This is a genomic window from Pelomonas nitida, from assembly GCF_043555975.1.
Taxonomy (GTDB): domain Bacteria; phylum Pseudomonadota; class Gammaproteobacteria; order Burkholderiales; family Burkholderiaceae_C; genus Pelomonas; species Pelomonas nitida.
In genome coordinates this window covers 31884-44421 of record NZ_JBIGIA010000020.1, presented here as the reverse complement: position 1 = coordinate 44421, position 12538 = coordinate 31884, and the positions used below count along the sequence as shown (strand labels likewise).

Here is a 12538-nt window from a genome sequence, read left to right as displayed (position 1 = left end):
ACCCCAGAGACAGACACACATGACGACTGAGGACAACAAGGGCCAGGTCAAGCTGCGCTCGGCCGAATGGTTCGGCACGCAGGACAAGAACGGTTTCATGTACCGCTCCTGGATGAAGAACCAGGGCATCCCCGACCATGAATTCCAGGGCAAGCCCATCATCGGCATCTGCAACACCTGGAGCGAGCTGACGCCCTGCAACGCGCACTTCCGCAAGCTCGCCGAGCATGTGAAGAAGGGCATCCTGGAGGCTGGCGGCTTCCCCGTCGAGTTCCCGGTGTTCTCCAACGGTGAGAGCAACCTGCGGCCCACGGCCATGCTGACGCGCAACCTCGCCAGCATGGACGTCGAGGAAAGCATCCGCGGCAACCCCATCGACGCCGTCGTGCTGCTGGTGGGCTGCGACAAGACCACGCCCGCGCTGCTGATGGGCGCGGCCAGCGTGGACGTGCCGGCCATCGTCGTGACCGGCGGCCCGATGCTCAACGGCAAGCTCAACGGCAAGAACATCGGCTCGGGCACGGCCGTGTGGCAGCTGCACGAGCAGGTCAAGGCCGGCGAGATCCAGATGCACGACTTCCTGGCCGCCGAGGCCGGGCACTCGCGCTCGGCCGGCACCTGCAACACCATGGGCACAGCGTCCACGATGGCCTGCATGGCCGAGTCGCTGGGCACCTCCCTCCCGCACAACGCCGCCATTCCCGCCGTCGACGCGCGCCGTTATGTGCTGGCCCACCTGTCGGGCATGCGCATCGTCGAGATGGTGTGGGAAGACCTGCGCCTGTCCAAGGTGCTGACCAAGCAGGCCTTCGAGAACGCCATCCGCGTCAACGCGGCCATCGGCGGCTCCACCAACGCCGTCATCCACCTGAAGGCCATTGCCGGCCGCATCGGCGTGGACCTGGAGCTGGAGGACTGGACCCGCATCGGCCGCGGCACGCCCACGGTCGTGGACCTGCTGCCCTCGGGCCGCTTCCTGATGGAGGAGTTCTATTACGCCGGCGGTCTGCCGGGCGTCATCCGTCGCCTGGGCGAAGCGAACCTGCTGCCCAACCCGGGCGCGCTGACCGTCAACGGCAAGAGCCTGTGGGACAACTGCGTGGGCGCGCCCATCTACGACGACGAGGTCATCCGCCCGCTGGACAAGCCGTTGATCGCCGACGGCGGCATCTGCATCCTGCGCGGCAACCTGGCGCCGCGCGGCGCCGTGCTCAAGCCCTCGGCGGCCACGCCCGAGCTGATGAAGCACCGCGGCCGCGCCGTCGTGTTTGAGAACCTCGAAGACTACAAGGCCCGCATCGTCGACCCCGACCTGGACGTGGACGCCAGCTGCATCCTCGTCATGAAGAACTGCGGCCCCAAGGGCTACCCCGGCATGGCCGAGGTCGGCAACATGGGCCTGCCGCCCAAGCTGCTGGCCGCCGGCGTGAAGGACATGGTGCGCATCTCCGACGCACGCATGAGCGGCACCGCCTACGGCACCGTCGTGCTGCACGTGGCGCCCGAAGCGCGCGCGGGCGGCCCGCTGGCCGTCGTGCAGGAAGGCGACTTCATCGAGCTGGACTGCGCCGCCGGCCGCCTGCACCTCGATGTGCCCGACGACGAGCTTGCCAAGCGCCTGGACGCCTGGGCGGCCGCGCAGACCGTGGACCCGGCCGACGCCACCGGCTACCGCCACCTCTACGTGAGCCACGTGCTGCAGGCCGACGAAGGCTGCGACTTCGACTTTCTGCGGGGCTGCCGCGGCTCTGCCGTCCCGCGCCACTCCCATTGACATGCAGCCCCTCGCCCACCCTCGCATCGCTGAACGCGCGCGAGTCTGGTCGGTCCCCCTGGGGGACGGCGATGCGCGCGGCATCGAGCCGCGCGCACATCGCCAACCCGGGCCGGCTTGGGGCGGCCCGGCGCTCGGCCCGAAAACACCGTAAGAGGTAAGACACGATGAACAACACCCTCCAAGGCCTGGCGCTGATCGGCGGCGAAGCCGTGCGCGGCAGTGGCGCTGCCTTCCAGGGCTTCGACCCCGCCAAGAACGAAGCCCTGGGCCCCGACTTCCACTCGGTGGACGTCGCCCAGGTGAACCAGGCCTGCGAGCTGGCCAACGCCGCGTTCGACGCCTTCCGCGCAACGACCGATCACGAGCGCGCCGACTTCCTGGAACTGATCGCCGCGCAGATCCTCGCGCTGGGTGACGACCTCATCGTGCGCGCCATGGCCGAGACCGGCCTGCCGCGCGCGCGGCTGGAGGGCGAACGCGGCCGCACGGTCAACCAGCTCAAGCTGTTCGCCGAGCTGCTGCGCGAAGGCAGCTGGCAGGACGCCCGCATCGACACCGCGCTGCCCACGCGCACACCGCCCCGGCCGGACCTGCGCCTGCGCTTCATCGGCGTGGGCCCGGTGGCGGTGTTCGGCGCCAGCAACTTCCCGCTGGCGTTCTCGGTCGCCGGTGGCGACACCGCCGCCGCGCTGGCCGCCGGCTGCCCGGTCGTCGTCAAGGCCCACCCGGCCCACCCCGGCACGTCGGAACTGGTCGGTCGTGCGGTCGCCGAGGCGGTCAAGCTGTCGGGCCTGCCGGCCGGCGTGTTCGCGCTGCTGCCCGGGCCGGGCAACGACATCGGCACGGCGCTGGTGCGCCACCCGGCCATCCAGGCCGTGGGCTTCACCGGCTCGCGCGCCGGCGGCCTGGCGCTGATGGCCGTGGCCGCGGCCCGCCCGCAGCCCATCCCGGTCTACGCCGAAATGAGCAGCATCAACCCGACCTTCCTGCTGCCTGGCGCGCTGGCGCAGCGGGGCGGCGAGATCGCCACCGGCTTCGCGGCGTCGCTGACGATGGGTGTGGGCCAGTTCTGCACCAACCCCGGCCTGGTGCTGGGCCTGGCGGGCCCCGACCTCGACCGCTTCGCGGCTGCCGCCGCCGAGGCGCTGAAGCCCGTGCCGGCCGCGACGATGCTGACGCCCGGCATCGCCGGCGCCTACCAGCGCGGTGAAGCGGCACTGGCCGCGCAGGCCGACGTGGAGCCGCTGCTGCGCGGCCAGAGCCAGGGCTGCCAGGGCGCGCCCAGTCTGTTCCGCACGACCGGCGCGGCCTTCCTGGCCAGCCATGCGATGTCGGCCGAGATCTTCGGCCCCACCGCGCTGCTGGTGGCCTGCCAGGACCTGGCCGAGCTGCTGGCCGTCACCGAAGGGCTGGAGGGCCAGCTCACGGCCACGCTGCAACTGCAGGACGACGACGAGGGCGACCTCGCCGCCGCCCGCGCGCTGCTGCCGGTGCTGGAGCGCAAGGTGGGCCGCATCCTGGCCAATGGCTTCCCGACCGGCGTGGAGGTGTCGACGGCCATGGTGCACGGCGGCCCGTTCCCGGCCACCAGCGACGGCCGCAGCAGCTCCGTCGGCACGGCCGCCATCCAGCGCTTCCTGCGCCCGGTCAGCTACCAGAACCTGCCGCGCGCGCTGCTGCCCGCCGTGCTGCGCGAGCCCAACGAGCGCGGCGTCTGGCGCCGCCGCGACGGCGCGTTGACCCGGAACTGAGGCCCCTCGTCCAGGGCTTGGCCCTGGACGCTTCCGCGAGGGAACGGCGATGCAGGCCGGATCGACCGGCAAGCACATCGCCAGACGGGCCGGCTTGGGGCGGCCCGCCGCTCGGCCCGAAGAGGCCTGACAGACATAACCAAGGAGACAACAGACATGAAGAAGCAACTGCTGGCCCTCGTGGCCGCGCTGATGGTGGGCGCGGGCGCGCAGGCCGCCGACATCAAGGTCGTCGTCAACGCCGACCAGCCCGGCCCCGTCATCCACCGCAACATCTACGGCCAGTTCGCCGAGCACCTGGGCACCGGCATCTACGAAGGCATGTGGGTGGGCCCCGAGTCCAAGATCCCCAACGTGCGCGGCTGGCGCAAGGACGTCGTCGCGGCATTGAAAGACCTGCACGTGCCCCTGGTGCGCTGGCCGGGGGGCTGCTTCGCCGACGAATACCACTGGCGTGAAGGCATCGGCCCGCGCGCGCAGCGGCCGGTCAAGGTCAACACGACCTGGGGCGGCGTGGCCGAGAACAACGCCGTCGGCACGCACGAGTTCTTCGACCTGGCCGAGCAGCTGGGCGCCGAGACCTACGTCAACGGCAACCTCGGCACCGGCAGCCCGCAGGAGATGGCCGAGTGGCTGGAGTACATGACGGCCGACGGCAACTCGACGCTGGCCCAGCTGCGCCGCAAGAACGGCCATGCCAAGCCTTTTCGCGTGCACTACTTCGCCGTCGGCAACGAGAGCTGGGGCTGCGGCGGCAACATGCGCCCCGAGTACTACGTGGATCTGTACCGTCAGGCCGCCACGTTCCTGAAGACGCCGCAGAACAACCGCCCGGTGTTCATCGCCAGCGGCGGCCACGACGCGCGCACCGACTGGACCGAGACGCTGGCCAAGGGCCTGAAGGGCGTGCCCTTCGACGCCATCTCGCACCACGGCTACACCCTGCCCACCGGCAAGTGGGAGACCAAGGGCGCGGCCGTCGGCTTCGGCGAGGACCAGTGGATCTCCACGCTGGCCCACACCCAGACCATCGACGCCTGGGTGCGCAAGAACACTGCCGTCCTCGACCAGCACGACCCCAAAAAGCGCGTCGGCTTCTATTTCGACGAATGGGGCAGCTGGTACGACCCCGAGCCGGGCAGCAACCCGGGATTCCTGGTCCAGCGCAACACGCTGCGCGACGCGCTGCTGGCGGCGCTGCACTTCCACGTCTTCCATGCCAATGCCGAGCGCGTGAAGATGACCAACGTGGCACAGATGGTCAACGTGCTGCAGGCCATGATCCTCACCAGCAAGGACAAGCTGGCGCTGACGCCCACCTACCACGCGTTCAAGCTCTACGTGCCCTTCCAGGACGCCACCTCGCTGCCCGCCAGCATCGAGAACAACCCGGTCTACCTGGTGGGCAAGACCGAGATGCCCTCGCTCAGCGTGACGGCTGGCCGCGCCAAGGACGGCAAGCTCTACGTGGGCCTGGTCAACGCGAACGCGACGCAGGCCGCCGAGCTGGCGCTGCAGGTCGGCGCGAACGCCGCCAAGGCCGTCAAGGGCCAGTTGTTGACCGCTGGCGCGATGGACGCGCAGAACGAGCTGGGCAAGCCGGCCCAGGTCGTGCCCGTGCCCTTCGAGGCGCAGGCCGTGGGCGGCAAGCTAACCCTGAAGCTGCCGGCCAAGTCCATCGTCGTCGTCGCGGTCGAGGGCTGACCGGCGCGCCGGCCCGGCGACCGGGCCGGCCGATGCACAGACCGACTCGTCATGACACATCAGAACCGACGCCGTTTCCTCACCGGCTCTGCCGCGCTGGCCCTGACCGCTTGCGGCGGCGGAAGCAGCGATGCCGGCACGGGCGGCAATACGGGTGGCAATACGGGTGGCACGACGACCTCCAACCCCAATCCGGTGCAGGCCGCACTGAGCTTCGGCAACGCCTCGGTGCATGACCCGTCCATCGTCAAGGAAGGCGGCACCTACTACGTCTTCGGCTCGCACCTCGCAGCAGCGCGGACGACCGACCTGATGAACTGGACCAAATTCGCCGATCTCGTCACGGACAGCAATCCGCTGTTCAACCAGGTCACGACCCAGCTCGCTGCCGCGCTGTCGTGGGCGCAGACCACGACGCTGTGGGCACCTGACGTCATCAAGCTCAGCGACGGCAAGTACCGCATGTACTACTGCGCCTGCAAGGGCGACTCGCCGCTGTCGGCGCTGGGTGTCGCCACCGCCACGCGCATCGAGGGCCCCTACGTTCATCAGCAACTCCTGCTGAAGTCCGGCATGGTCAGCCCCGCGCTGTCCGAGGACGGCAGCGTCTACGACGCGACCCGGCACCCCAACGCCGTCGATCCCGCCGTGTTCCGGGATGCCGCAGGCCAGCTGTGGATGACCTACGGCTCCTACGCCGGCGGCATCTACATCCTGCGGCTGGACGCAGCGACCGGCCTGCCCGTGGCCGGCCAGGGCTACGGCACCCACCTGCTGGGCGGCAACCACGCAGAGATCGAGGGCGCCTACGTCATCTACAACCCGGCGACAAAGTACTACTACCTGTTCACGTCCTGGGGTGGGCTGGCGGCGGACGGCGGCTACAACGTGCGCGTCTGCCGCTCGGCCAAGCCGGAGGGCCCGTATGTGGACGGCTTCGGCAAGAACATGGCCACGGTGCGGGCCAGTTCGGCCTTCAATCGCCCCAGCATCCAGGACTACGGCATGAAGCTCATGGGCGGCCACCAGTTTGCCAACGCTGCCTTCGAGACCGGCACCGCGCTGGGCTATGTGTCCCCGGGCCACAACTCGGCGTACCACGACGCGGCGACGGACCGCTACTTCATGGTGTTCCACACGCGCTTTCCCGGCAAAGGCGAGGCCCATGAGGTGCGCGTGCACGAGATGCACTTCAACGACGACGGCTGGCCCGTCATCGCCGCACTGCGCTATGCGCCGTTGAGCCTGGCCAGCCCCGCGCAGGCCGCCACCGTCACCGCGGCGGACGCCACCGGCACCTACAAGCTCGTCAATCACGGCAAGGACATCACCGCCACGAGCAAGGCCTCCATCCTCGTGACGCTGGGCAGCGGTGGCGTGGTGGCCGGCAGCGGCGGCATGACCGGCACGTGGACGCACGACGGCAGCAACAAGATCACGATCGTGAGCGGTGGCGTGACCTACAAGGGCGTACTGTCCCGTCAGTGGAATACGAACTCCAGCGCCTTCGTCGTCAGCTTCAGTGCGCTGTCGTCGACCGCCTCCACGGCGGCGGCGACGGGCGTCGCGCTGTGGGCCGTGCGCGTGTCGGCATGAGCCCCTCGCCCGGTTCTGCCACGCTGAACGCGGGCGTTCCCAGTCGGTCCCCCGAGGGGACGGCGATGCTTGTGGCGTCGAGCCACAAGCACATCGCCATGGCGGGCCGGCTAGGGAGCGGCCCGGCGCTCGGCCCGAGAAGTCCGGTGCGACGCGCTGAGATGAAACACCTGCTCGCTGCCTGTGCCCTCGCGCTGTGCGCCCATGCTGCGGGTGCGGCGGCGCAGGCCTTCCCGCTGGACCGAGTCCGTCTGCAGGACGGCCCCTTCCTCGACGCGCAGAACACCGACCTGCACTACCTGCTGGCGCTGGACCCCGAGCGCCTGCTCGCGCCGTTCCGCCGCGAGGCCGGGCTGCCCGTGCCGGCACCGAGCTATGGCAACTGGGAGTCCAGCGGGCTGGACGGCCACATGGGCGGCCACTACCTCTCGGCGCTGGCGCTGATGTGGGCGTCCACCGGAGACCCGGTCGTCCGGCAGCGGCTGGACCACGTCATCACCGAACTGAAGCGCTGCCAGGACAAGCTCGGCACCGGCTACCTCGGCGGTATCCCCGATGGCGCCAAGGCCTGGGGCCAGGTCGGCGCCGGCCAGCTCAAGGTCGACAGCTTCTCCGTCAACGGCCGCTGGGTGCCCTGGTACAACCTGCACAAGCTGTTCGCGGGCCTGCGCGACGCCTGGGTGCACGCCGGCAACGCGGACGCCAAGGCCATGCTCGTCGCGTTGAGCGATTGGGCGTTGCGCCTGACCACGCCGCTGACCGACGCACAGATGCAGGACATGCTGCGCGCCGAGCATGGCGGCATGGCCGAGGTGCTGGCCGACGTGGCCGAGATCACCGGCGACCTGCGCTACCTGGCGCTGGCGCGGCGCTTCTCGCACCTGGCGCTGCTGCAGCCGCTGGCCGCAGGCCAGGACAAGCTCAACGGCCTGCACGCCAACACACAGATTCCCAAGGTCATCGGCTTCCAGCGCATCGCGCAGCTGACCGGCGACGACGAGGGCCACCGCGCGGCCGAGTTCTTCTGGCAGACGGTGACGCAGAGGCGCTCCGTGGCCATCGGCGGCAACAGCGTCAAGGAGCACTTCCACCCGGCCGACGACTTCCGGCCCATGCTGGGTGAGGTCGAGGGCCCCGAGACCTGCAACAGCTACAACATGCTCAAGCTGACGGCGCTGCTGTCGCAGGCGCAGCCGGAGCAGGGCCGCTACACGGACTTCTACGAGCGCACGCTCTACAACCACATCCTCGCCTCGCAGCACCCGGGCGACGGCGGCTTCGTCTACTTCACGCCGATGCGGCCGCAGCACTACCGCGTCTACTCGCAGGTGGACGAAGGCATGTGGTGCTGCGTGGGTTCCGGCATCGAGAGCCACGCGCGGCATGGCGAGTTCATCTACACGCACGATGGCGACTCGCTCTACGTGAACCTCTTCATCGCGTCCCGGCTCGACTGGCGCGAGCGCGGCGTGCACGTCACGCAAAGCACGCGCTTTCCCGACGAGCCACGCACGCGGCTGACGGTGGACGGCGGCGGCAGCTTCGCGCTGAAGATCCGCTACCCCGGCTGGGTGGCGCCCGGCACGCTGAAGGTGCGGCTCAACGGCAAGCCGGTGAAGGTGGCGGCCAGGCCCGGCGGCCATGTCGAACTGCGCCGTGCGTGGGCGGCGGGCGATGTCGTCGATGTGGAGCTGCCCATGCGCACGACGCTGGAGCCCATGCCCGGGTTGAAGAACTACGTGGCCGTGCTGCACGGCCCCATCGTGCTGGCCGCCAAGACACCGCAGCCGGGCGAGGCGCTGGCTTTCAAGGCCGATGGCTCGCGCATGGGCCACATCGCGCATGGCGCCGTCTGTCCGCAGGAGGCGGCGCCGGTGTTCGTCACACCGACGCTGAAGGAGGCCGACATCGTCCGCCGCTTCAAGCCCGTGCCCGGCCAGCCGCTGACCTTCACGGCGCCCGGCCTCATCCAGGGCCGCCCGGATGCCGACCGGCTGCAGCTCATGCCCTTCTTCCGCCTGCACGATGCGCGCTACATGCTCTATTGGGCGCGCAGCACGCCGGCCCAGCAGAGCCTGCTGCGCCTGGAGCTGGCCAAGGCCGAGGAGGCCCGCCTGGCGCTCGATGCGCAGACCATCGACCAGGTTGCACCCGGCGAGCAGCAGCCCGAGAGCGACCACGGCTTCCAGGGCGAGGGCGCCGAGAACGGCGTGGCACCGGCCGGCCGCTGGCGCCACGCGCGGCAATGGTTCAGCTACGACCTCGCCGACCCGCAGGCCCAGGCGCGGGCCTTGCGGCTCAGCTTTGCACGGGGCGACGCCGGCCGCCGGTTCGACCTGGTCGTCAACGGCCAACGCATCGCCGAGATCGAGCTGGCCCGCCCCGACGGCGGCGACGAGATCTATGCGCGCGAGTTCCTGCTGCCGCCCGAGCTGGTGCGCGCCGCTGGCGGCAGGCTCAACGTGAAGTTCATCGCCCGGCCGGGCAGCATCGCGGGCGGGCTGTACGGCCTGCGTCTGTTGCGTTAGCCCCTCCCGGCGTTCCCACCCACTCAGCCCTACAACCAGGAGACAACCGAATGATGAAGCTGATTGCCCGCCGCACCTTGCTGGCCACCCTGCTGGCCCTGCCCGCCACCGCGGCGCTTGCGGCACCGCTGACGCTGGGCTTTTCCCAGGTCGGCGCCGAGAGCGAATGGCGCACCGCCAATTCGGCATCGATCAAGGCCGCCGCGAAGGAAGCCGGCATCACGCTGAAGTTCGCCGATGCGCAGCAGAAGCAGGAGAACCAGGTCAAGGCGTTGCGCAGCTACATCGCGCAGAAGGTGGACGTCATCGCCTTCTCGCCGGTCGTCGAGAGCGGCTGGGACACGGTGCTGAAGGAGGCCAAGGCGGCGGGCATTCCGGTCATCCTGACCGACCGCGCAGTCAAGGTGGCCGACCCGACGCTGTACGTGACCTTCATCGGCTCCGATTTCGTCGAGGAAGGCCGCAAGGCCGGCCGCTGGCTGCTGGAGCGCGCCGCCAAGACGCCCAATGCCGCGCTGAACATCGTCGAGCTGCAGGGCACCGTGGGCTCCGCACCGGCCATCGACCGCAAGAAGGGCTTCGAGGAGGTCATCAAGACCAACCCCAAGCTGCAAATCATCCGCTCGCAGTCGGGCGAGTTCACACGCGCCAAGGGCAAGGAGGTGATGGAGTCCTTCCTGAAGCAGCGCGACAAGAAGATCGATGTGCTCTACGCGCACAACGACGACATGGCCATCGGCGCGATTCAGGCGATCGAAGAGGCCGGGCTGAAGCCGGGCGTGGACATCGTCATCATCTCGATCGACGGTGTGCGGGGCGCTTTTGAAGCCATGAAGGCGGGCAAGCTGAACGTGACGGTGGAGTGCAACCCGCTGCTGGGGCCGCAGCTGATGCAGCTGGCGAAGGACGTGGTGGCGAAGAAGCCGGTGGAGAAGCGGATCACCGTCAATGAAGGTGTTTATCCGGCTGAGGTGGCGGCGAAAGAGTTGCCGAATCGGAAGTATTGATTCGCCGGTCGGCGTCGCTGGTTGTGATCGCAGGTTACCGCGCGAGGACCATGCCGGGATTTCGTCCCGGCGGCCGACCTACTTTCTTGCGCGCGCAAGAAAGTAGGCAAAGAAAGCGCCCCTGTTCCGTCGCCCCTTCGCTGTGCGAAGGGGTCCCCTGCGATGCTCGGAACCCGAGGCCCGCGCAAAACTCCCTGCGTTCGCTGCGCTCACTCCGGTCAGACAGTTGCGCGGAGTCAGTTCACGAAGCGAGCTTCGCTCGCGCCTCGGGCTCCTGCGCTTCTCGGCTCCTCCAAAGGGGAACCCCGAACACCAATGCAAAACCCGCAAGCCGGCTGGCGCCGGCTGTTCGGTATGCCCCCTTTAGCACCGCCGAGCAGCGCAAGAGCTTGAGGGCGCGAGCGCAGCTCGCCTCAAGAACTGACTCCGCGCAACTGTTTGACCGGAGCGCAGCGGAGGGAGTTTTGCGCGGGCCCTCAAGCTCTGAGCAGCGCAGGGAACCCGCAGCGTCGCTGCGGGCGGTGCGGTCGGGGGGAGCTCTTTGCCTACTTTCTGGCGGCCCAGAAAGTAGGTCGCCCGCCGGGGCGAAATCCCGGCACCGCACTCGCGCGGCAACGAGAGGTACGCCATGACAACCCAACCCGTGCTGGCCCTCACCGGCATCCACAAAGCCTTCCCCGGCGTCAAAGCGCTCAGCGACGTCAGCCTGCGCCTGTTCCCCGGCGAAGTCCACGCGCTGATGGGCCAGAACGGCGCCGGCAAGTCCACGCTCATCAAGGTGCTGACCGGCCTCTACCAGCCCGACGCCGGCGTCATCCAGCTGAACGGCGCAACCATCGCCCCCCGGCGCACCGAGGATGCCCAACAACACGGCATCCGCACCGTCTACCAAGAGGTCAACCTCTGCCCCAACCTCAGCGTGGCGGAGAACATCTGCGCCGGCGGTTTCCCCCGCCAACCCTGGTGGGGTGGCGGCCGCATCGACTGGGCCGCCGTCAACGCGGAAGCGACCCGCGTGCTGGCGCAGATGGACCTGGACATCGACGTCACCGCGCCGCTGTCGCGCAACTCGCTGTCCATCCAGCAGATGGTCGCCATCGCCCGCGCGCTGCGCGTCTCGGCGCGCGTGCTCATCCTCGACGAGCCCACGTCCAGCCTCGACGACGCCGCCGTGCAGCGGCTGTTCACCGTGCTGCGCCGGCTGCGCGACCAGGGCCTGGCCATCCTGTTCGTCACCCACTTCCTGGACCAGACCTACGCGCTGGCCGACCGCATCACGGTCATGCGCAACGGCGAGACCGAAGGCGAATACCTGGCGAGCGACCTCAGCCGCCTGGCCCTGGTCAACAAGATGGTGGGCGCGCCGCCGGACCAGCAACCCGCCCGCCTGGACAGCCGCGCGCCGGCTACCGGCGCGACCGTGCTGACCGCTCAGGGACTGACACGACGCGGCGCGCTGCACCCGCTGGACCTCGAACTCAGGCGCGGTGAGGTGCTGGGCCTGGCCGGCCTGCTGGGCTCCGGCCGCACCGAGGCGGCGCGGCTGCTGTTCGGTGCGGACGTGGCCGACGGCGGCCAGGTGCAGACCGAAGCGCACACGGGCCGCTGGCGCTCGCCACGCGAGGCCATCGCGGCAGGCATCGCGTTCTGCTCCGAAGACCGCAAGCACGAGGGCGCCATTCCAGACCTCTCCGTGCGCGACAACATCCTGCTGGCGCTGCAGGCCCGCCATGGCCTGCGCCTCGTCATGAGCCCTGAGCAGCAGCAGGCCCTGGCCGACGACTTCATCCAGCGCCTGGGCATCAAGACGGCCAGCGCCGACACGCCCATCGGGCAGCTGAGCGGCGGCAACCAGCAAAAGGCCTTGCTGGCGCGCTGGCTGGCGACCGAGCCGGCGGTGTTGATCCTCGACGAGCCCACGCGCGGCATCGACGTGCGCGCCAAGGAAGACCTGATGGACGCGGTGCGTGCCCTCGCGCACAAGGAGGACGGCACGGGCATGTCCATCCTCTTCATCTCGTCCGAGCTGCCCGAGGTCCTGCACTGCAGTGACCGTGTCCTCGTGCTGCGCGACCGCCGCGCCGCTGGCGTCTACCGCCGCGGCGAGCTGGACGAACGCAGCGTGCTTGAAGTCATTGCCGCGGAGCCCGTCACCGCATGAACGCCCCGAGTCTT

General features: G+C 69.5%; 7 protein-coding genes. All 7 read left to right on the top strand.

Translation table 11 applies throughout. The annotated features are described in order from the left end of the window. Positions 1–19: 19 nt before the first annotated feature. Entirely contained in the window at positions 20–1774 is a 1755-nt protein-coding gene (locus tag ACG00X_RS20900; RefSeq protein WP_394491148.1) for an IlvD/Edd family dehydratase, read from the top strand. A gap of 167 nt (positions 1775–1941) precedes the next feature. Then, positions 1942–3528, top strand: a complete 1587-nt coding sequence (locus ACG00X_RS20895) for an aldehyde dehydrogenase (NADP(+)) (protein WP_394491146.1) — start codon at positions 1942–1944, stop codon at positions 3526–3528. A 156-nt stretch (positions 3529–3684) separates the two neighbouring features. Further along, a complete protein-coding gene (locus ACG00X_RS20890) occupies positions 3685–5232 on the top strand; it encodes an alpha-N-arabinofuranosidase (RefSeq protein WP_394491144.1) in 1548 nt (515 codons plus the stop codon). 51 nt (positions 5233–5283) lie between these two features. Beyond that, positions 5284–6828 (top strand): glycoside hydrolase family 43 protein, encoded by a 1545-nt coding sequence (locus ACG00X_RS20885; RefSeq protein ID WP_394491142.1) that lies wholly within the window; start codon positions 5284–5286, stop codon positions 6826–6828. Positions 6829–6989: 161 nt separating this feature from the next. Next, a complete protein-coding gene (locus ACG00X_RS20880) occupies positions 6990–9356 on the top strand; it encodes a beta-L-arabinofuranosidase domain-containing protein (protein ID WP_394491140.1) in 2367 nt (788 codons plus the stop codon). A 53-nt stretch (positions 9357–9409) separates the two neighbouring features. Then, on the top strand, positions 9410–10363 hold the full coding sequence (locus ACG00X_RS20875; protein WP_394491138.1) for an ABC transporter substrate-binding protein: 954 nt from the start codon (positions 9410–9412) through the stop codon (positions 10361–10363). A 628-nt stretch (positions 10364–10991) separates the two neighbouring features. Further along, the gene (locus ACG00X_RS20870) at positions 10992–12524 is read left to right on the top strand and encodes a sugar ABC transporter ATP-binding protein (RefSeq protein WP_394491136.1); all 1533 of its coding nucleotides are present in this window, start codon (positions 10992–10994) and stop codon (positions 12522–12524) included. Positions 12525–12538 lie beyond the last annotated feature (14 nt).

Coding starts and splice junctions, on each gene's coding strand:
- ACG00X_RS20900 (WP_394491148.1), top strand. CDS start 20: ATGACGACTGAGGACAACAAGGGCCAGGTCAAGCTGCGCTCGGCCGAA.
- ACG00X_RS20895 (WP_394491146.1), top strand. CDS start 1,942: ATGAACAACACCCTCCAAGGCCTGGCGCTGATCGGCGGCGAAGCCGTG.
- ACG00X_RS20890 (WP_394491144.1), top strand. CDS start 3,685: ATGAAGAAGCAACTGCTGGCCCTCGTGGCCGCGCTGATGGTGGGCGCG.
- ACG00X_RS20885 (WP_394491142.1), top strand. CDS start 5,284: ATGACACATCAGAACCGACGCCGTTTCCTCACCGGCTCTGCCGCGCTG.
- ACG00X_RS20880 (WP_394491140.1), top strand. CDS start 6,990: ATGAAACACCTGCTCGCTGCCTGTGCCCTCGCGCTGTGCGCCCATGCT.
- ACG00X_RS20875 (WP_394491138.1), top strand. CDS start 9,410: ATGAAGCTGATTGCCCGCCGCACCTTGCTGGCCACCCTGCTGGCCCTG.
- ACG00X_RS20870 (WP_394491136.1), top strand. CDS start 10,992: ATGACAACCCAACCCGTGCTGGCCCTCACCGGCATCCACAAAGCCTTC.